We start from the raw sequence: 20,529 nt of genomic DNA, 5'->3' as shown, positions 1-20,529 counted from the left end.
ACCGGCATTGTGCATTGCAAAGTCCCTTGCCTAGTTGGTTGTGGCACAACCACATCGAGGTCACGAGTGCCCGCCCGGGTCTGAGGGTCGAACTCGGGATGACACGGTGGCGTGCCGTTGCGCTCAATGTTCGCTTCGTCCGATCGCGGCTCTATCTCGCCGCGAAGTCCGGCTCGCACAGGGTGAGCGGTCTCGGTGCGACCCACCGCGCGACGACGAGTCCGTCGTCCGACCACGATTCGTGCTCGCGGTCGAGATGTTCGACCAACGAGCAGCGGAAACGGTCGCCCGTGACCACGTCGACGACAGTCTCCGCACACCCAAGCCCGGTCGCTCTATCGCTCTCTGATGCCATGTCGCTTACCCCCGTCGTCGCAGCAAGATAAAGATAGCAATAAAAACGCAAATAAAGCTAGACAAATAAATATTTCCCGTAGATCGACGAGATGTTGTGAGATCTCCAGGCAGCCGAGTTGGTCTTGGCTTTTCTTGCCGGTCCAGGTTCGGACCCCTTACTGTTCCGAGCGTGGACGGTTATGGACGTTTGGCCGAGTACGCGTGGAAGCGCCGTACGCAGCTGGGTCTGTCGCGTCCGCAGGTCCGCGAGCGGGGCGGGCCATCTGTGCCGACTCTCAAGGACATCGAGGAGGGGAGTGGGCGGACCGTGTCAGCCGGGACACTCGGCAAGCTCGACACCGGTCTCGAGTGGCAGCCAGGGAGCGCCGCCGATGTCCTCCGAGGTGGCGAACCGCGGAGCAAGTCGTCGACCGACGTGGACGCCGTTCTGGGCCCCGACACGGTTGTCGTGTCCGTGCGAGTCGTTCTCGACCTGTTGTCCATCTCCCGAGAACTGGACGCGATGGCGCGCGACCGCCAAGATCTCGCCGAACTGAGTGCTCTGTCGCGACGTATGGGAGTTGCCCTGCGTCCGATCTACGGCGAGTACGTCACGCGCTTGTTCGAGGAGAACAGGCGTCAGAACGGTTCGCTGTCGCCGATCTACGCGATGTTCGGGCAACTACTCGACGAGCCGAATGAGTCCACCGACGAGGTGGAGCGCGAGGAGCGTCTGTACAGGCGCTGGCTCGCCGGTCGTGACGTCGATGTGCCGGCGGAGACAGTGGCCCGGTTCGAAAAGCGTTTGAAGAGGGGGCAGAAATGACGGGAACTGCGGCGCAGGAGGCGGTGCCAGTCAACGCTCGACTAGACCTTCTCTTCAAGATCTGGCGCACTGAGGACGGCTCTGAACGAAGCCCTGAGTCTGTGGCATCGGCCGTAAGTGAGGCCCTGGGCAGGCAGGTCACCGCGCGAGACATCTCCGCTCTCCGTGAGGGGACACGTACTGCCACAAGAGACATGCTCGAGGCGATTGCAACCGTGTTCCCGTCGAGCAGCACCTACTTGCTCGACGATTCGGCAGCGCCGAGCATCCATAGTCAGCTCAGTTTGATCGGGGAGGTGCTCCACGGAGGGATCACCGGCATGAGGCTCCGAACAGGTGATGAACGTATGCGCATCGAGCACCTCACGGATCTCCTGGGCGACCTGCGCCGCGCGCGCGAGGCCGGTCCGTAACAGCTTCTGATTCACGATTCCTGGGGGGGAAATGACATTTTCAGCACATGAAGTGATCGGGGCAGCCCGCGCCATAGAACTCTTGGTTCCAAGTCCGTGGGACAGAACGGCCTTCCTCGAAAGCCTGTCAGCCCACAGAGGTCGGCCGATTGCGCTGGTCCCCGTCGACGCGGTGACGCTGCAGGGCTTGCCGTGCGGACTGTGGCTGCAGTTCCACGATCACGACGAAATTGTCTGTCACGCGGACTCATCGAGTTACCACGTCGACCAGACGATCATGCACGAAGTCGGACACATGGTGCTGGGTCACGGGGGATCGACAGGTGCAGACGCCACGCTCCGCGAGCTCTGCCCCGACATCGACTTCGATGCGCTCGAATCGGTCATGAAAAGATCGAACTTCGATGACGATCAGGAAGGCGAAGCCGAGACCTTCGCTGATCTGCTCATGTCGGCGGCAGTGTCGCGCTACCGGCGTTCCTCCGCGATGCACGACTTTTTGGGTCTGACATGACGTCTTCGGTGCCGATGCTGGTGTCATACCCACTGCTGCTGTGGAGCGTCGGCATCCTCCTCGCCAGGCTTGTGCTTGCGAGCCGGACTGCCACCTCTCGTCTCGTCAATATGGCTCTGGCGCTCGGCATTTTGTCTGGTCTCGCTCGCGAAGGGGCGATTCAATCGGCGGTGGCGTCAGCGACCGGCACCGTGATCGACGTGCCGCTGATGCAGCAACTCGGTACCGTGGCGCTACTTTTGGCGCTTGCACCGCTGATTGCTATCGCCCTCCGCTGGCGACGACCTGAGGGTCACGCCTCGACGACCACAGTGGTGATGATGCTTGCACTTGCCAGCGGAGCGCTGATGATCGTCGTCGGTTCCTCGGCGCGGGGCTCTGGCGAGTACATCGATGTCCAACCGGGTTGGCGAACGGCGGTGTACTTCGCGCTGTTTTCTGCATGGGCAGCGTTCATGCCGTATCTATACCTGCGTGTTTCTGTGGGGGAGCTGCGCCGCGGTCAGCTGCCAACACAAGTGTCGATGGTGTTCTGGCTGTTTGCGATCGTGGCCGTGTGGGGTTTGGAGGAGGCCGTCTCGATCTTGCTGATGGGAGCGTTCGCCGCAATCGGAATCGCTCGGGACTTCGTGGCCTTGCGGGTGACGCTGAACGAGGTCAGCTTCATCTACTTGCTGGCAGTGGCGACGCTGTGCGCGGCGTTACCTCTCTGGCGAGCGGTCACCGAGTCGCTGGGCGTCGACTGCTGGACCCGGTCGATTCGCTCTCTGACGCCGATGTGGTCCGACCTCGTTCAGACCTGTCCGGAGGTTGTCCTCCGTCACCCGTCTCCGCAGTTGTCGCCCGTGCATCGAGCTCATCGCATGTGCGTGGAGATCAGGGATTCGCTGAGTCTGCTGGGCCGTTACGTGGAAGACCTTCCTGTGGAGGGGTCGGTCGACAATAAGTCAGCCGCGCAGGTCTTCTACATAGCAGCACATAGACGACGCGCCGACGAGCCGGCAGGAGCGTTCATCAAAGTGCCGATCGAGCCGTCGTTCGACTTGAAGCAAGAAGTTCGAGTGCTGGCCGCCATCGGCCGTCACTGGCCGACCGAGCCGAGACTTATCGCAACAACGCAGGGGGAGCAGCAATGAACGACAACACCGTGAGGCCTGTACGAGCGTCCGACCGCGTGCTGCCGCATCCACCGCGGCGGTTACCGGTGATCGGCGACATTCTGGACCTCCACGTCACCGAGTCCAGCCAGTGGGCGATGCGGGATGCGCAGAAGTACGGGTCCATATACGAACGCAACGTCTTCGGGACCCGCGTGACGTACGTGTCGGGACCCGTTGAGGTCGCAGCGGTCAACGACGAGACGACGTGGGCCAAGTTCCTCGGTGTACCCATGGGCAACCTCCGGCAAGTAGCCGGCGACGGGCTGTTCACTGCGTACAACTCGGAACCGTCCTGGGCAACCGCACACGCGATTCTGGCACCGGCGTTCTCCCAGTCGTCGATGCGCCGGTACCACGACACGATGGTGGGGAAGACCGAACAACTGCTGTCCTCGTGGGCCGCCCGAGGTCCGGGAGCGTCGATCGATGTACCGGCGGACACGAACAAGCTCGCTCTCGGAGTGATCGGCGAGGTGGCCTTCGGCCACGACTTCGGATCGTTCGACGACGCAGCACCGCACGAGTTGGTGGTGCGGATCTCTCGTGCACTGAAATACATCAACCGGGCTGCGTACTCGCACCCCGCTGTCGAGGCGACGATCTTCAGGCGTGATCGCAACCAGCATCGAGACGACATCGCGGTGGCGCAGCGACTCGTGGATGACATCGTCGCGACGAGGCGCGAGCGAGACGCCTCGGGCACTGGCGATCTTCTCGATCTGATGTTGAGCACGGCGGACCCGGCGACGGGGAAGCGGCTGTCAGATCAGAATATCCGCAATCAGATACTTACTTTTCTTGTCGCCGGCCAGGAGACGTCAGCCGGAGTAATGGCGTTCGCCCTGCACTTCTTGTCGACCCATCCGGACGTGGTCGAGCGGATCCGGGCGGAGCTCTCGTCGGTCTGCCCCGATGGTGATCTCCAGTTCGATCACGTGGGCAAGCTGCGATACCTACGACGCGTGGTCGACGAAACATTGCGCCTGTGGCCGGTGGCACCCGGTTACTACCGAAAAGCGCGGCGAGACACGATGGTGGGGGAGCACCCCTTCGAGAAGGGGGAGTGGGTGTTCGTGGTGTTGCTGCAACTGCACCGTGATGCGGCGTGGGGTGCCGATCCGGAACGATTCGACCCGGACCGGTTCGAGCGCAGTCGCCTTCCGGCAAATCTCGCCGATCTGTACAAGCCGTTCGGGACAGGATTGCGCGGCTGTATCGGCCGACAGTTCGCCTATCACGAAGTGCTTGTTGCACTTGCTCTCATAGTTGGTCGAGTCGACTTGATCGAGGACCCCGACTACTCGCTGGAGGTAGACGAGACAGTCACTCTGAAGCCCCGTAATTTGTCCCTGCAGGTCCTTGAACGGTCAGATCCGGTTGGGTAACTCTCGGCAGGGTCCCGTCGACAAGAAGATGCAGCGCTGCTGACTTCGTAAGCAAGCGGTCTTCGGTTCAATCCCGAAAGGAGGCTCGCGATATGCCTCTGAACAGCACGAATGCTCCGAAATAGCTTGATCTGACCTCTCGTTTCACGACTTCCCCCGGTACGTCCGTGCAGGTCCGCCACGGTCCAGGGGCGTCCGCCCACCTGCGCATTCTCCTGAAACGCGGCTCGATGTCACGAGTTGTCACAACTCATTCGTAACTCGTTGGATGGACCCCAGTGAACGTGGGTGGTTGTCGGTGGACGTCTGAGGCGAAGAGTCCACGACGGCCCGTAAGCCTCCGGGGACTCTTACGGACTAAAACCACTCGTCAGACGTCAGACGTCAGACGTCAGACGCGTGGCGTGTGCGGACTGCGCCCCGTTCGCATCGGGACTTGCGCCCCACTCACTCCTTCTGCACGTTCTCGTCTCGCGTCGCTCCTCGACGCAAGTTAGGGTTCGCCGAGTATTCGTGCGAGAGCGAGCTCCACGACGGTGGTGACGCGTTGTTCGTGGCGACCTTGTGTCACGGCCGGGGTGCCGTCAGGCCGCTGCCCGAAACCGAGGACCATTGCCAGACGCGCGCAGACCCGCAGAAACCCCGTCGCAGTGGACGGTCGCGCATCAGAACGTAGTCGTTCGAGCTATCACGCTGTGCTCGATGTCGACTCCCATCACGCCTGTCGTTCCGGAGGGCTCGACGCGGCCTCCGAACGCCCGTCATGCACGACTGCCGTGCTCGCTACTGGCAGCCGATGCATTCTCAGGTCATTCACTGGTTCCGTCGGATCTGCAGTTCCGAAGGAAATTCCGAACAACAGTTTCATGTCGTCCGGTACCTCGAGCACGGCTCGAACGTCGTCCGCGTACATCCCCACCATGGTCTGTGGAATTCCGTTGTAGCCCCGAGCTTCCAGCGACAAGAGGAAAGTTTGCGCGTACATCCCGATGTCACTGGCTGTGCGCACCCCGTCGCCGATCATCGGCATGAAGAGGAACGCGACGTGGGGTGCTCCGTAGAAGCGGAGGTTGTCACGTTGCACCTCCAATCTGCGCTCGGCGTCGGCACGTTCGATGCCCAGCGCGCCGTACAGCGTCGCGCCATGTGCGCCGGCGCGATCCGCGTACGTGCCATCCCCGTACCCGGAGGTGAAGTCGGGAGACTGTCGACCTGCTTCGAACTGCTCCAGCATGCGCTCGCTGATGACACGTCGTTTCGGGTCGGACACGACGTGCACGGTCCACGGCTGAGTATTGCTGTTGGAGGGCGATGACTGTGCGTCCGCCAGTATCTCCTCGATCTCACCCAGCGGAAGTGGGGTGGGCAGGAAGCTTCGTGCCGAACGGCGCGAGCGGATCACGTCGGACAAGGTAGTGCTCATCTGCGGAGTCCGTTTCTGTGAAATGGGAACATCCAGCGTAACGGAGGGAAGCTCCGTTTCGCAAGGAGGTCGAGGCTCCGCAAGCACAGCGATTCGCCGTTGACCTCCCATATGGCCATTCGGTGCCATCCGTCGCTCGTCGGTCGCTGAGAAGCAAAGTCCGGTGCAAACATAGTTTGTCAACCAGTTATGTATGCTACCGTCTCCGCTGTGGCGCCGATCACGTGCCACCGGGCTCTGCACCATGCAGGGGAGGAGTTTGTGTTGAGACGTCCGTTCGGCCTGATCCGCGGGGGAGCGAGCGACTCCGTCGCCACGCGGGGTGCCGCGGCGATGACGTTCGAGCCATCGCGAACCGCATCGGCGGATGAGAATCCGACGGCGTGCCCTGAACTGCAAGCCCTGAACCGAAACATTCACCTCTACTGACGATTGGACGTTGATGACATCCCCTGTCGAGGAAACTGCTGCCGATGACGATCGCGAGAGTGCGGAGTGGAGAAGAGGAGGACGGACAGTACTGTTCAGTGCTGTTGGATTCGGTTCCGGCGCAGTTCTTTTCGTACTCACCGCCAGCGTTTTCGTCAAACCCACCATGCAAGCAACCGGGTGGAGCACGAGTGAGGTCCTGGTCTCGCCGATAGCCGTCCTGCTGTTGACGGCGTGCGGGCCGCTTGCTGGCCGTATCGCGGACCGGTGGGGCGCCCGTCGCACCATCGTGACCGGCCTTGTCCCGTACATCATCATGCTGGTGCTTTTCGCGACAGTGCCCATCAGCAAATTCACCTTCTACGGTTTGGCCGTGGCGACCGGTATCGTCGGGTCCTTCGCGTACATGGTCCCGTTCAATCGTGCAGTGGCATCCTGGTTCGACAAGGGCGCAGGAAAGGCCTTCGGCCTGGTCGGCGTGGGTTCGGCTGTGACACCCCTGCTCGCAATACCGCTCGTGACGCTCGCTGTCTACAACATCGGTTGGCAGGCAGGTTATCTGGTACTCGCGGGTTTCGCGCTGCTGATTTCGTTGCCGGCTGTGCTCTTCGGTATCAGAGAGCGACCTCGTCAAGAAGAAGATCTTTCGGGCAGTCGCGGATCGGAGTCCCCGGCCGACGTGGCCACCCCCCTCAGTGTGAGGGCGGTGCTTCGTACGCCTCGTTACTGGATTTTCTCGTCCAGCATCGTCGCGGTGACAGCTTCTACCACGGCGTTCATCGCAAACTTGCAGCCCATGCTCCTCGATGGGGGCGTGAGCTTGGCGGTGGCGACAACCGTGACGACCCTGTTCAGCCTCGGGATGGTCATCGGCCGACTCGGTGCCGGTGCACTGCTCGACATCTTTCCCAAGCGCAAGGTGGCAGTGGCTGTCATCATTCTGCTCATCGCCGCTCTCGGCGCTCTGTCGCTGACTCTCGCCGGTTCCGTTCCCATTGCCATCACTGCGATAGGAGTCATGTTGGTGGCTGCGAGTTCTGGGGCCGAGTCGGACTTCGGTGCGTATTTCCTCCTGAAGGAGTACGGCCGCACCAATTTCGGGTCCCTGTACGCAACCGCACTGGCGTTCAGCGGCATCGCAGGCGTGTCTTATCCCTATCTGTTCAGCGCTATCCGGGACTCGACGGGCAGCTACTTCTGGGCGACGGTCGCCGGCGCGGGGGCATTGGCGCTCGGGGCGTTGGCGATCCTCGTCTTCGGCATGACCGGACCCCGCGGTTCGACGAGTCCGTCCGACCGGGCGCAGTCCCCAGCACATCGCGACACGGCAACCGTCGACGCAGTGTGACGGTCGCGGGTCACCACGTCGTCATGTGCATCCGTCGATGTCGGCACGGACATGCATCGCGTCCGAGTGCGAACTGGGTCGGTCTCGTGAGTCGGGTCGGCCACGATACGAGGCTCTGACCCATCCGCGACATCTCCCGTCGCCGGGTGTCAGTGGTCTCGGACGCCAAGGAGGTCGGTGATGCTGGTCGGATCAGCGGGGCGGCCGAGAAAGTAGCCCTGTGCCAGATCGCATCCCGCGTCGCCGAGGGCGTCGAACTGTTCTCGCGTCTCGACTCCTTCGCCGACGACGGTGACCTTGTACGCCTTGGCGAGTGCGATCATGGCTGCCACGATCGCACGAGCCCGCGGTGCGGGAAGGCCTGCGACATAGGACTTGTCGATCTTGAAACTGCTGAAGACCGAGAACTGTTCCAGATAGGAGAGACTGCTGTGCCCTTTGCCGACGTCGTCGAGTAGCAGCGCCACTCCCATGGTGTGGATAGCGGTGAGGTTGTCGGACACCCGTCCGCTGTCGGACAACCAGACGGTCTCGGTGATCTCGAGCCCGAGTGCGTCCGCCGATAGCCCCGTGTCGCGCAGGATCGCCGCGACACGATTCGGGAAAGAGGAATCACGTAGTTGCAGTGCACTGACGTTGACCCGGACGGCGATGTCGTGGTGCTCGCGCCACGACGCTGCCTGACGGCATGCCGTCCGTAGGGCCCAATCGCCCAGTGCAGCGGCTTGGCCGCTGCGTTCGGCCACCGCCACGAACTCCGCCGGTCCCACTGGGCCGAGCTGTGGGTGTGTCCAGCGCGCGAGAGCCTCGACGGCGACGATCTTGTCCGTTCTGGTGTCCACCAGAGGCTGGTAGACCAACGTCAGTGCGTCTCGAGCGAGGGCGACACGCAGGTCGATCGACAGTGATCTGATCCGGTCGGCGTCGTAGAGGTCGCTCGACTCGAAGACCGCGTAGCCACCGGCGCCTGTCTCCTTCGCGCGGTACATCGCAAGGTCGGCACGTCGAAGCAGATCCCGTACCGTGGAATCCGGATTGGACAGAGCTATACCGATACTCACGCTCACCGGAGTCGGCCCGTCAACAAGATCCACCGAGGATGCGAGGGCGGCGGACACCGACATCGCCAGGCGCTCTGCATGAGCGATGCCCTCGACGGCGTCGCAGACGATGAGGAACTCGTCGCCGCCCAGTCGGTACACGAAATCCTCCGCTCGTGTCGCCGTCGTGAGGCGACGCGCGAAACGCGCCAGCGCTCGGTCGCCGGCATCGTGCCCGAGGCTGTCGTTGATGATCCTGAAGTCATCCACATTGAGGAGAAACACAGCGACGAGACCGCTGCGCCCGCGTGAGCGGGTGAGTGCATCACCGATCTCCGAGTAGGCGCGGGTGCTGTTCGGGAGGCCTGTGAGCGCGTCGTGTGTGTTGTGTCGACGGTGTCGCTGATCGAGGGCCACCCGTGAGCACAGCACTCCGGCGATCGCGCTCAGGAACGCGACCTCACCGGTCCCGAAATGACGCGTCCGGGTTCCGAACACGATCAGGACACCCCAGACGTCGGTTCCCGTCGCGAGCGGTACTGCGGCGCCGCTGCGAAATCCCATGGCTGCCATGGCGGAGGTGTCGAATCGGTCCTCGTCGGCGATGTCCGAGCACACGACGGGCTCGGCGCGTGCGAGCGCGAAGCCGGACAACGACCCCGTGCCGGCCGAGACTTCGACGTCCGAGCGGAAATCACGGGACACGGCTTCGATGCTCAGGTCGGTTCGAGCTGGATCTACACACCGGGCAATCGCAGCGGATTCCACGCCGAACATGGTCGCGGCCGTGGTGGTGGCGGCGGTCATCAGGGACTTCAGGTCCGCCGAGACGGCGAGGCTGCTCAGTCGTGCGAGCGCGGTCTGTCCTGCCGCGGCGCGGAGCGCCGCGGCAGTACCTGCGTGGACCAGTTCACTGTCACGATCGTGGTGGGCGGTCCGGTCACGGATGATCGACCCGATCAGATGAGGCGCGCCGTCGACACGACTGAGGACGTGATTGCACGTGTCCACCGGGGTACGGGCACCGGTGCGGGCGTGGATCGCCTCGCTGTGCCCGTGCCAACGGCCCTCGACGGTGAGCGCGTGTGCGATGTTCAGTCCTATGGAGACGCCACTCGCGGTGAACAACTCTTGCACCATCATCGGCACATCGGGGAGGGCGTCGAGGCCGAAGAAGTCGAGGCCCGCGGCGTTGATGTACACCACGGGGCTGGTGAAGTCGTACAGGACGATGACGTCGGCGGAGAGGTCGAGGAGCTGGCGAAGAATGATCGGATCTTTCGCGGGGCCCGTCGTCCACCATTGGTTCCTCGTGTGGGTGCACGGCCGAGCAGGTATGGATGGCCCCACCGGACCGCCTTTCTCGTTCACACACGCACGGGGGCCGTTCGGCGCCGAGGTTCTCTCGGACTGCCTCCACCGTCTGGTGCTCGCGCGACCGCTGTGACTGCGCCGGCGGTGGACCGTCCTCTCGACCTGACACTACGTGTCGAACCTGTCCACTCTGCGACCTGGTCACACCACGGTGGCGATCGGATCGGACGCGAAGCGGCGCTGTGTCCCCAGTTACCCGCCTTGTCGTCGCATCGGGTCAGGTGGGTCCGGTTCGTCCCTTCATTCAGGCGTCGCTCGTTGTACGCCCTCGAGCAGACCCGAGTTCTCGGTGGTGCTGGATCCACATCACCCGACTTCGGCTGTCGTCACGGTCTGCGCGGTGGAGGTAGTGGTCCGCTTTCGTGGCACAGCGAGCGCTGCCGCTGATCCGATGACCGCGATGGCAGCGAACACGTAGAAGTTCACCTCTACCCCGGCGCCACCAGCGACGATCAATCCGACGAGGCTGGGTCCGGCGATACCACCGACGCGCCCGACCGAAGCGACCCACGCGGTGCCGGCTGCTCGGCTCGACGCCGGGAAGTGCGCAGCAGCGAAGCCGTAGACCAGGACCTGAGCGCCGATCGTTCCGGCGCCGGCGACGAACGTGAGTACATAGAGCAGGCCGGTCGGAACGTTCAGGCTGATCAGCAGGATCGAGATGGCGGCGGCGCCGAACGCCGATGCCGTCACGATCTGCGGTCCGATGCGATCGGATGCCCTCGATGCGATCAGCGGCACGACGATCGCACCGGCGTTCAGCACGAGCAGGAAGGTCAGAGCGGAGTCGATTCCGAAGCCGGCGTTCTGCATGAGTTTGGGCAGCCAGGTATTGAGTGCGTAGGTGAGCAGAAGGCCGCATGCGCTGAGTAGACCCAGGAGGAGAGTGGCGAGGTAGGCATGGCGGGTGAAAAGTGCACGTGGACCGACCTTCTCACCGAGAACGGGAGGTTCGGGGTTCTCGATACCCGCTTGCGCGGCAACGCGGTTGGCCTCGTCGACACGCCCCTTTGCGAGGAGCCAGGCCGGCGATTCGGGCAGGTAGCGAATCATGAACGGTACGAACACGAACAGCGGGATCAAGCCGACGTAGAACATCCAACGCCAACCCAGTGAGTCGAGCAGTACGAGGCTCACCAGCGAGGCGAGGACTCCGCCTGCCGGGAATCCTGCCCACACGCCGGCGCTGTAGCGATGTTCCTTTCCGCGGGGGGCGAATTCGACTGCCAGCGACGCCGCAAGCGGGATGACGGCACCGACACCCACACCGACCATGAAGCGTCCGAACCCGAACACGGTGATGTTCGGTGCGATTCCGCAGACACCCATCCATGCCGAGAACCACGCGGTCGATGCGATGGTCAGAACACGGCGTCCGATACGATCTGCCAGTGCACCCGTGATCAGTGATCCGACGAGCATTCCGATGAGACCGTAGCTACCGACGGCGCCTGCTTGGGCGGCGTCGAGGTTCCACTGAGCATCGGCGAACATCGCGGGCAGCGCCGCCCCGTACGCAACCATGTCGTATCCCTCGAATACGACCGTGAGCAAGCACAGGAGAAGGACGCCGCGCGCGGACAGGCCGGCCCTGCCTGAGCTGGTTGTATGTGTCCCTTCGGACATGTTCATGACGGTCCTGACTGTTGTGTGGATACGAGGAGAGCGGGGGAGAACAGGGTCTGCATTCCGCCGGGTGATGTTCGCGGTCGAGACAATTCAATGCTGTCTCAGTGTGCGCTCGATCACATCGGACGAAACCCTAGCGCTTACCAGGACTCTGATCCAGAGTCATTGAGCAGCACCACTTTCGGACGACAAAGGACCCGGCCCCTCCGGGCCGAGTCCTTGTCGGTGTGTTCAGATGTGGCCGAGTCGGTGTCAGAAACCACGTCCCGGGTTCATGATGGCCGCGGGGTCGAGCGCCGCCTTGATCCTGCGTTGCACGTCCATCGATGTGCTACCGACCTGCTGTTCCAGCCACGGCAACTTCAGTTCACCGACCCCGTGCTCGCCAGTGATTGTTCCTCCCAGTTCGATTGCGGCAGAACAAATATTCTCCGCGGCGACCAGTGCCCGGCGTTGCTCGTCGGCGTCGGCGAGATCAGTCAGCAACAGCATCGGGTGGACATTTCCGTCACCTGCGTGCCCCACCGTGGCGATGCGAATCCCGGTGTCCGCCGACACTCGGTGGATACGTTCGAGGAGCTCCGCCAGCCGGGTGCGAGGCACGCCCACGTCCTCGATGACCGTCGGCCCCTGCTCCATCGTCGCCCACCCGGCCAATCGACGTGCCTGGACCAGCATCTCGGATTCCGTCGGATCGTCTGTGGCCATCGCGAATTCGGCACCGTGCGTCTCGCAGAGTTCCGCGATGGCCTCGGCCTCCGCCAACGCACTGTCACCGTCCGCTTGGCCGATGATGAGCAGCGCCGCATCGCGGTCGAGATCCATTCGCCGATAGTCCTCTACGGCGTTGATCGTCGCGTTGTCCATCAGCTCGAGCATGCTCGGGACCGAGCCGCTGGCGAAGATGGCGTTCAGGGCCTGCCCACCGACGGCCAGGTCGGCGAAGCCGGCGACGAACGTCGCTGTCGACGTCGGTCTCGGCCGCAGGCGCAGAGTTGCCGACGTGATGACACCCAGTGTCCCCTCCGACCCGATGAACAGGTGCGTGAGATCGAGGCCTGCGACGTTCTTGACGGTGCGTGCGCCCGTGTGGAGGACGCGGCCGTCGGGGAGGACGACCTCGAGTCCGAGGACGGAGTTTCTGGTGACGCCGTACTTGACGCAGCGCATTCCGCCTGCGTTAGTGGCCAGGTTGCCGCCGATGGTCGAGACTTCGAAGCTGCCGGGGTCCGGTGGGTAGAACAGGCCGTGCTGGGCCACTGCGCGACCGACATCGGCGTTGACGACGCCGGCCTCGACGACAGCGATCTGGTTAGCCACGTCGATCTCGCGGATGGACGTCATCTTCTCCAGGCTCAGTACCAGGCACCCGTCCAGCGCGGTGGCGCCACCGGCGAGTCCTGTTCCGGCGCCACGTGCTACCACGACGATCGAGTTCGCTGTGGCCCAACGCATGATGGTCGAGACCTCATCGACGGTGGTGGGACGAAGCACCGCGAGCGGTTTGCCGGGGGGTACGAGATCGGCGCTGTCGCGCCGGTAGCCCTCCATCGTGTCCGGGTCGGTGACGACCGATCCGGCGGGAAGCTGTTCTCGCAATGAGTCCACGTTCATGATGGTCGGTTCCTCGTCGTTCAGGGTTGCTCGAAGGTGGTGGTCACTTCGATCAGGTGTGGGGCGTTCGCGTTCAGTGCCGAGCGGAACGCCGAGGCGAACGATTCGGTGGTGGACACTGCCGTGGCGCTGACGCCGTACCCTTCGGCGATCTTCACGAAGTCGAGGCCGGGAACGTCGAGGCCGGGCGTTTCTCCGGTCCCGAGCAGTGCCCCGAAACCACGCAGAGCGCCGTACGTGCCGTTCTTCAGGATGACGAACACGACGGGAATGTCGTACTGCGCTGCCGTCCACAAGGCGGTGATGCCGTAGTTGGCGGATCCGTCTCCGATAAGCCCGACAACAGGTCGTTTCCGGGCCAGGGCCACACCGACGGCAGCGGGCAGGCCGAAACCGAGGCCACCGGAGGCGGGAAAGTAGAAGCTTCCTTGCCGGGACAGATTCATCTGCGCGAAGAAGTCTTGCGAGGTGGAGGTGGATTCGTTGACGTAGATCGTGTCCGCTGGTGCGTTCTCACGAATGGTGGCAAAGAGCAGGTCGGGAGAGAGGCCATCGGACGACGTTCTCGGCTCAGGGAAGTCTGCGAGCGGTTCGAGAGCGGGTCGTGAGCTGGTGGACACCCTCTTCGCGAGTGCCGCCAAAGCTTCGCGTACAGGGGCGACGAACGCGCGACCCATGGGCGAGCGCGCGGCTTCACCGGCGTCGGCGGTGATGTGGATCAGTGTCGCGCCGTCGGGTAGATAGTTTCCGGGCACATGCTGGTGATATCGGAACACAGGTGCACCGATGACGACGATCAGGTCGTGCCCGTCGAGAGCGTGTGAAAGCTGTTCCACTCCGGCCGGGAGGACGCCTCTGAATGCTGGATGGCGGGTGGGGAAGGGGCACCGCGATGGTGACGGGGCGATCCAGACCGGTGCGGCCAGTTTGTCCGACAGCTCGACGGCGAACTCGTTGGCGTGCTCGGCATCCACCGCCGGTCCCAGGACGAGAACCGGATTCACTGCGGCATCGAGAACCTCGACGAGTTCGACGAGTTGAGCTTCGCTGAGGTCCGATGCGGCCGTCGTCGTCCGGGCCAGCAGGTGACGGGTCTCGTCCGGCGCTTCCTGCGCCCAGTCATCGTAAGGAACCGACACGTAGACCGGGCCCTTCGCGGGAAGAAGCGCAGTGTGGATGGCCTGACTGATCACCCGAGGTACGTCCTCGGCGCACAGTGGTTCCGCACTCCACTTCACCAGCGGATGCATCAGCATGGTCGCGTCGACGTTCGCGAGCATCACCTCCTGCCCGATCGTCGAGCGGACCTGCTGGCCTGCGGTCACGATCAACGGGCTGTGTGAGTACACGGCATTGGTCAACGCGCCCATCGCGTTTCCAGAACCGGACGCGGCGTGCAGATTGACGAACACGGCTTCTCCGGTGGCGAGTGAATATCCATCCGCCATCGACATGACGGCGCCCTCGTGCAGCCCGAGAACGTAACGGAAGTCGGAGGGCATTCCGGACAGGAAAGGCAACTCGTTGGACCCGGGGTTGCCGAAGATCGTCGTCAATCCTCGCGCCCGGAGTAGTTCGTAGGTGATATCGCTGACCGTGGCCATGAGGTGCCTTTCCCGCTTCGGTACGTGCCGTGTGACCGACGTTATCCAGGTCACTCACGTGAATCCAATGAATGTTCGTTATGCGGGTATAGAAGAGAATAATATCGTGGTGTGACTCAGATCGACCTCAACCTGGTTCGTACCTTCGTACTGTTGTTCCAGACCGGAAGTGTCACTGCGACCGCAGCCGAACTCTCGGTGACACAACCATCGGTCAGTCACGGACTCAAGCGACTTCGAAAGCACTTCGCCGACGATCTGTTCCGTCGGACAGCGCTGGGTCTCCGTCCGACGCAGGTCGCGGAACGGTTGTACCCGGAGCTGCAACAGGCGCTCGAGGTGATGGACTCCGTGGTCCACGCGGTCACGACGTTCGAACCGCGCACGTCGACCCGCTCCTTCCGGCTCTTGGCCACGGATCTCGGCGAGGTCGCCCTTCTACCGTCCGTCCTGGCGCTGTTCCGCGAACGCGCACCGCTCGCACGCGTCGAGGTCACACCGTTGGACTTCACCACCATGGGAAGGGACCTTCGTCAGAACGACGCTGACGCGGCGATATGCACACCTCGCTTCACCGCTCCGGATCTCGCACGCGATGTTCTGCTGCGCGACCGCTACACCGGGCTCTGTTTCGCCGCCCACCCACGGATCGGGAGCGCGCCGACTCTGGAGGAGTACCTGGCCGAACGGCACGTCGTTGTCGCCGACGCCAGTGGCCACGTCGAGGTCGACCGTGCCCTGGAACGGCTGGGTTCGCGCCGCGACGTGGCAATTCGAGTTCCTCATTTCACAGCTCTGCCGAGATTGCTCGAACGAACGGACCTGCTCGGTGTCATTCCCGGTACCGTCTCGAACATGTTCACCACGTTGGCGGACGTGCGTACCTTCGATCTGCCGCTCGACATCGCGCCGGCGGAGATATCGCTCTACACCTACAAACGTGTCCTTCCCTCGCCGGCTGCGGAGTGGTTCCGCCGTACCATCTGCGATGCACTGCAGGGGACGGCAGGTCAGTCCGGTTGACGGCGCTTTCCTGCTGTGCCGTCCAGCACCAGTGCGGTCACCACCCCGCAGATCAAGGCCCAGAACGGCGCGCCGAGACCGGCGACCTGCACCCCTGACACCGTCACGAGCAGTGTCACGAGAGGCGCCAGGGCCGGACGAGCCGACTCAGCCTGGTCGGCGGGTTCGCCGAACGCGGCTACGAACGCACCACGCAGCGCCTCCAACATGGCGAGTCCGGCCAGAGCGGCGACGAAGGTGTGCGGTACCGATACGAGCCCGCGGACCAGAGCGGGGGCGGACAGACCGACGACGACGGCCAGCGCTCCGCAGACCATTCCGGCGATGTATTGGTGCTCGCGTCGCCCGACGGCGGTCAGCAAGGCATTCGTCGGGCCGGCCAGGCAGGTGGAGACAGCACCCAGAGGAGCGACGAGGACCGACCACACCCCGGAGAGAACGGTGATGACAGTGATGGGTGGTCGATGCCCGGCCGCACGCAGAACAGCTGCACCCTGGCCGTTCTGCACCGCGATGACCGTGATGGCGAGTGGAATCACCAACTGACCGCAGGCTTGCCACGTGAACACGGGCACAACGAATTCCGGCAGTCCGACCATCGGCAGCCCGGACGCAGCATCCGGTGAGAAGCCGTCGGTGATGACGAGTGCAGACAGACCGGCCAGTAGCGACACGAGCACCGGCGGAATCCGCGGTCTCCACCGTGCGGAACTGCTCACGATGACCCAGGCGACGACCATGGTCCCCGCGATCGAGACATCGGCAGTCACCGATCGCACGAGCTCGGTCCCGAACGACAGGAACGCGCCGGCCACCATCGCCATGACGATGGGGACAGGCAACAGGCGCATCACCGCGGCCACGAGGCCGGTCGATCCGAGTGCGACGATGAGAACGCCGGTCACGACGTAGGCGCCCACCACCTCGGGCCAGGCCAGGTTCGTGAGCGACTGCCCCACCAACACGGTTCCGGGAATGGTCCAGAAGAATGCGAGCGGCATTCGGTACACCCAGCTGACAACCAGGGTCAGGACCCCGTTCAGGACGAACACCCCGAAGATCCACGATGCTGTCTGCGTGCTCGTCAGACCACCCACCGATGCGGCACCCAGAATGACCGCAACGGGGCCTGTCGCCGAAAACAGCACACCGGTCGCGCCCGCCCCCACGGTCTCGGTGCTGCAACTGCGCTTCAACGCGCGGAGGCCCGGGGGGCGGCGTCGTGGTGATGCGATGTCACCGCTGTCGAAGGACGATCGATCGTCTGTCTCGGTCACGTGTCACCCCTCGTGCACGAGGGGCCGCGTCATCGTCGTCGACCCGGCCCCTCTTCCGGATCGAGCTCAGAACGGGAACGGATGCGCCTGGTCACGGGAGGTGATCCACTGCCACTGGGTGAACTCGTCCCAACTGCTCTGCGTACCGAACCGAGCGCCGTTACCGGACGCACCCATTCCGCCGAAGGGTGCGTAGGCGTCATTGTTGAGCGTCTGATCGTTGATGTGCACGATTCCGGTACGCAGCGAGTCCGCGATGTGACGGCCTCGTTCGACGGAGCCCGTCTGAATCGCCGCGACCAGCCCGTACTCACTGTCGTTCGCGACAGCGATCGCCTCGTCCTCGTCACGGACGACGATCACCGGGGCGACCGGTCCGAAGATCTCCTCTCGGAACGCAGGCATCGACGACGTCACACCCGCGAGAACGGTGGGCTCGTAGAACAGGCCCCGGTGATTCGCCCCGGCCCGGACCTCCGCGCCTGCGGCGACGGTCTCCGAGACGATACGGTCGACGTTCTTCAGTTGCGTCTCGTTGATCAAGGGTCCGAGTGCCACCTGGTCGGTGAAGGGGTTGCCCACGGGCAGATTCTTTGCGCGCGCAGCGAGGTGGTCGAGGTACTGGTCCGCAACGGACTCGAGCACGATGTGTCGACCAGCGGTCATGCAGACTTGGCCCTGATGAAGGAATGCGCCCCACGCGCCGGCGGAACTCGCCACCTCGAGGTCGGCATCGTCGAGGACTATGAGGGCGTTGTTGCCGCCGAGCTCCAGGGAGACGCGCTTCAGAGTGCGACCGGCCGCTTCGCCGACTTTGCGTCCCACCGCGGTGGAGCCGGTGAAGGACACCATGCCGATGCCCGGGTGCTCGGCGACGGCGGCGCCGGGTTCGGCGTCGCCGGGCAGGACGTGGAACACACCGTCGGGCAGACCCGCCTCTTCGAGAAGGCGTGCCAGGAGAACACCGCCGGCCACGGACGTCTGAATATCCGGTTTGAGAATCACCGCATTACCCAGTGCGAGTGCGGGAGCCACTGCGCGCATGGACAGAATCTGCGGAAAATTCCACGGGCTGATGACGCCGACGACACCGATCGGCACGCGTCGGGCGATGGACTGACGCCCCGCCTCGCTGGTCGGAAGCAGATGCCCGTAGGGCTGTGTCGGGAGCGCGGACGCTTCCCACAGCTCGCTCAGGACGAGATCGACCTCGAAAGCCGCTTTACCTGGCACCCCACCGCCTTCGCGGATGAGCCACTCCTCGAATTCTCCGCGGTGGTCGCCGAGCAGGATGGCGGTACGGCGCAGCACCGCTGCGCGCTCGCCACCCGGCAGAGCCGCCCACGCGGGCTGCGCGGCAGTGGCACGATCGACGGCATCGGACACGTCCTGTGCATCGGCGAGGCCGATGTCGCCGAGGCTCGCGCCGGTCGCCGGTTCGACGGTCGTCGTGGTACCGCCGCGGCCGTCGCGCCAGCCACCGCTGAAGATTTTTCCGTGCCAGTCGGTTCCGGCCAGTGTGGTGGTCATGTCTGTCTGTCTCCTGTTGTTGTCGGCTGGTGTTGTAACGGTTCAGGTCAGCGAATGAGATCGGCAGCCTTCTCGGCGATCATGACGGTGGCGGCATTGGTGTTGACGCAGACGACCGTCGGCATCACCGACGCATCGACGACACGAATTCCGTCGATGCCGTGGACCCTCAGATCGGGTCCTACGACGGAGTGCGGGTCCGTCCCCATGCGGCAGGTGCCCACCGGGTGGTAGTAGGTGCCGGTGGCGGTGGCCACGAAATCGCGAAGCGATGCATCGTCGACGACACTGCTGCCGGGAAGGACCTCCTGCAGGCCCCACTCCGAGAACGCCTCGGCCCCTGCGAGTTCGCGTGCCACGGCGACAGCGGCCACGAGTCGGTCGACGTCGCTCCGTTCGCCGAGGTAGTTCGGATCGATCAGCGGAGCATCGGCCGGGTCCGACGAGGCGAGGGTGACGCTCCCGCGGCTGTCGGGAACGGTGGTGACACCGAAGGTGATGCTGTTGGGCGGCGCGCTGAGCGTGGCCGGGTGAAAGGGCACATGGATGAACATCAACTGCATGTCCGGACCGTCGAGTTCGGGGGCGCTGCGCCAGAGCATCGAGACCTCGGCGTGGTTGGTGGTGCCGGGCGGGACCACCTTCTGAGCCTCGTACACCACGGAGCAGAGGGGATGGTCGTGCAGATTCTTGCCGACGCCCGGAAGGTCGTGGACGACCGGGATGCCGAGTGCCTCGAGCTCGTCGCTCGGACCGATACCCGAGAGCAGGAGCAGGCGCGGCGAATCGACGGACCCTGCGCTCAGCAGGACTTCGCGAGCTGCGTACACGGTGACGATCCCACCGTCGACCCGGTAACGCACTCCCACGCATCGGCCGTCCTCGACGACCAACTTCTCCACGCGCGAGCGGACCGAGACGGTGAGGTTGGGACGGTGGGCCTCGATGGGGGACAGGTAGGCATTCGCGACGCTGGTGCGCGCGCCGTCCGCGATGGCGAGATCGTGCCATCCGGCGCCCTCCTGATCGGTGCCGTTGAAATCCCGCGTGATCGGGTGTCCCACCTCGGCAGCCGCGTCCAGGAAGGTCTGCGACACGGGATGGGGATCGGCGGACGGAGCGGGTCGCAGTGGGCCGGAGTCGCCTCGGACCTTCGAGTCGCCGTCGACGACCGTTTCCGACCGTACGAAGTAAGGCAGCACCGCGTCGTACGACCAACTCTCGCCGGCGGTCTCGGTCCAGTGGTCGAAATCGTTGCGGTGCCCGCGCAAGTGCACCATCGCGTTGATGCTGCTGCTGCCGCCGAGAGTGTGTCCGCGTGGCCAATCGTGTTTCAGTCCAGCGGTTCCCGGCTGTGCAACGGTCGAGTAGGAGTAATCCACCTCGCTGCCCCAGAGCGTCGGCCATGCCGGTGGAACGGCGAGCTCGGCCTTGTCGTCGCGGCCACCGCTCTCGAGAAGCAACACCGAGGTGTCCGGATTTTCGCTCAGCCGGGCGGCCAGAACGCATCCTGCTGATCCGCCGCCGACGATGACGTAGTCGTACGTGTGATTCACGTTTCCCTGCTCCCGTGAGTGTGACGGGCCGCACATTCGGCCCGACGT

The 20,529-nt window shown here is 64.0% G+C and carries 15 protein-coding genes; 7 read left to right on the top strand and 8 right to left on the bottom strand.

What is annotated here, in order from left to right:
* The first annotated feature begins 772 nt into the window (after positions 1–772).
* The 5 genes from OHB23_RS00660 to OHB23_RS00640 all read left to right on the top strand — a co-directional run bounded on the left by OHB23_RS00660 (position 773) and on the right by OHB23_RS00640 (position 4,634).
* Entirely contained in the window at positions 773–1,162 is a 390-nt protein-coding gene (locus tag OHB23_RS00660; RefSeq protein WP_328810557.1) for a hypothetical protein, read from the top strand.
* Positions 1,163–1,356: 194 nt separating this feature from the next.
* A complete protein-coding gene (locus OHB23_RS00655; RefSeq protein WP_328810556.1) occupies positions 1,357–1,575 on the top strand; it encodes a hypothetical protein in 219 nt (72 codons plus the stop codon).
* A gap of 31 nt (positions 1,576–1,606) precedes the next feature.
* Complete coding sequence (locus OHB23_RS00650; RefSeq protein ID WP_328810555.1) at positions 1,607–2,089, top strand: hypothetical protein; 483 nt, start codon at positions 1,607–1,609, stop codon at positions 2,087–2,089.
* The gene (locus tag OHB23_RS00645; protein ID WP_328810554.1) at positions 2,086–3,225 is read left to right on the top strand and encodes a DUF6545 domain-containing protein; all 1,140 of its coding nucleotides are present in this window, start codon (positions 2,086–2,088) and stop codon (positions 3,223–3,225) included. The genes OHB23_RS00650 and OHB23_RS00645 overlap by 4 nt, the downstream gene beginning before the upstream one ends.
* Positions 3,222–4,634 carry a cytochrome P450 gene (locus tag OHB23_RS00640; RefSeq protein ID WP_328810553.1) on the top strand — a complete coding sequence of 471 codons (1,413 nt, stop codon included), beginning with the start codon at positions 3,222–3,224 and terminating at the stop codon, positions 4,632–4,634. The genes OHB23_RS00645 and OHB23_RS00640 overlap by 4 nt, the downstream gene beginning before the upstream one ends.
* A gap of 715 nt (positions 4,635–5,349) precedes the next feature.
* Here OHB23_RS00640 and OHB23_RS00635 read toward each other — a convergent pair.
* Entirely contained in the window at positions 5,350–6,036 is a 687-nt protein-coding gene (locus OHB23_RS00635; RefSeq protein WP_328811698.1) for a nitroreductase, read from the bottom strand.
* A gap of 463 nt (positions 6,037–6,499) precedes the next feature.
* Here OHB23_RS00635 and OHB23_RS00630 point away from each other — a divergent pair, with 463 nt between their 5' ends.
* Positions 6,500–7,834: an MFS transporter gene (locus OHB23_RS00630; protein ID WP_328810552.1), complete on the top strand. Its 1,335-nt coding sequence runs from the start codon at positions 6,500–6,502 to the stop codon at positions 7,832–7,834.
* Between the two features lie 149 nt (positions 7,835–7,983).
* Here OHB23_RS00630 and OHB23_RS00625 read toward each other — a convergent pair whose 3' ends face one another.
* The 4 genes from OHB23_RS00625 to mdlC form a co-directional block, all read right to left on the bottom strand.
* Positions 7,984–10,224, bottom strand: a complete 2,241-nt coding sequence (locus tag OHB23_RS00625) for a putative bifunctional diguanylate cyclase/phosphodiesterase (protein ID WP_328810551.1) — start codon at positions 10,222–10,224, stop codon at positions 7,984–7,986.
* A 330-nt stretch (positions 10,225–10,554) separates the two neighbouring features.
* A complete protein-coding gene (locus OHB23_RS00620) occupies positions 10,555–11,880 on the bottom strand; it encodes an MFS transporter (protein WP_328810550.1) in 1,326 nt (441 codons plus the stop codon).
* A 249-nt stretch (positions 11,881–12,129) separates the two neighbouring features.
* Positions 12,130–13,491 carry an FAD-binding oxidoreductase gene (locus tag OHB23_RS00615; protein WP_328810549.1) on the bottom strand — a complete coding sequence of 454 codons (1,362 nt, stop codon included), beginning with the start codon at positions 13,489–13,491 and terminating at the stop codon, positions 12,130–12,132.
* A 20-nt stretch (positions 13,492–13,511) separates the two neighbouring features.
* Positions 13,512–15,095, bottom strand: coding sequence for a benzoylformate decarboxylase (gene mdlC, locus OHB23_RS00610; protein ID WP_328810548.1), 1,584 nt, complete (start codon positions 15,093–15,095; stop codon positions 13,512–13,514).
* Between the two features lie 111 nt (positions 15,096–15,206).
* Here mdlC and OHB23_RS00605 point away from each other — a divergent pair, with 111 nt between their 5' ends.
* Positions 15,207–16,118, top strand: coding sequence for a LysR family transcriptional regulator (locus tag OHB23_RS00605; protein ID WP_328810547.1), 912 nt, complete (start codon positions 15,207–15,209; stop codon positions 16,116–16,118).
* On the opposite strand, the gene OHB23_RS00600 is transcribed toward OHB23_RS00605, so the two are convergent.
* From OHB23_RS00600 to OHB23_RS00590, 3 genes are all read right to left on the bottom strand, one after another.
* Positions 16,106–17,395 carry a benzoate/H(+) symporter BenE family transporter gene (locus OHB23_RS00600; protein ID WP_328810546.1) on the bottom strand — a complete coding sequence of 430 codons (1,290 nt, stop codon included), beginning with the start codon at positions 17,393–17,395 and terminating at the stop codon, positions 16,106–16,108. The genes OHB23_RS00605 and OHB23_RS00600 overlap by 13 nt on opposite strands.
* A gap of 66 nt (positions 17,396–17,461) precedes the next feature.
* Positions 17,462–18,925 (bottom strand): benzaldehyde dehydrogenase, encoded by a 1,464-nt coding sequence (locus tag OHB23_RS00595; protein ID WP_328810545.1) that lies wholly within the window; start codon positions 18,923–18,925, stop codon positions 17,462–17,464.
* 47 nt (positions 18,926–18,972) lie between these two features.
* Positions 18,973–20,481: a GMC family oxidoreductase gene (locus tag OHB23_RS00590; RefSeq protein ID WP_328810544.1), complete on the bottom strand. Its 1,509-nt coding sequence runs from the start codon at positions 20,479–20,481 to the stop codon at positions 18,973–18,975.
* Positions 20,482–20,529: the final 48 nt, after the last annotated feature.

The organism is Rhodococcus sp. NBC_00294, from assembly GCF_036163995.1.
Taxonomy (GTDB): Bacteria; Actinomycetota; Actinomycetes; order Mycobacteriales; family Mycobacteriaceae; genus Rhodococcoides.
Note: the sequence above shows the minus strand (reverse complement) of the source record. Positions and strands in the feature narration are given on the sequence as shown.

Bases quoted from the DNA above. Each gene is read 5' to 3' on its own strand.
- OHB23_RS00655 (WP_328810556.1), top strand. From the start codon at position 1,357: ATGCTCGAGGCGATTGCAACCGTGTTCCCGTCGAGCAGCACCTACTTG.
- OHB23_RS00650 (WP_328810555.1), top strand. From the start codon at position 1,607: ATGACATTTTCAGCACATGAAGTGATCGGGGCAGCCCGCGCCATAGAA.
- OHB23_RS00645 (WP_328810554.1), top strand. From the start codon at position 2,086: ATGACGTCTTCGGTGCCGATGCTGGTGTCATACCCACTGCTGCTGTGG.
- OHB23_RS00640 (WP_328810553.1), top strand. From the start codon at position 3,222: ATGAACGACAACACCGTGAGGCCTGTACGAGCGTCCGACCGCGTGCTG.
- OHB23_RS00630 (WP_328810552.1), top strand. From the start codon at position 6,500: ATGACATCCCCTGTCGAGGAAACTGCTGCCGATGACGATCGCGAGAGT.
- OHB23_RS00620 (WP_328810550.1), bottom strand. From the start codon at position 11,880: ATGAACATGTCCGAAGGGACACATACAACCAGCTCAGGCAGGGCCGGC.
- OHB23_RS00615 (WP_328810549.1), bottom strand. From the start codon at position 13,491: ATGAACGTGGACTCATTGCGAGAACAGCTTCCCGCCGGATCGGTCGTC.
- mdlC (WP_328810548.1), bottom strand. From the start codon at position 15,095: ATGGCCACGGTCAGCGATATCACCTACGAACTACTCCGGGCGCGAGGA.
- OHB23_RS00595 (WP_328810545.1), bottom strand. From the start codon at position 18,925: ATGACCACCACACTGGCCGGAACCGACTGGCACGGAAAAATCTTCAGC.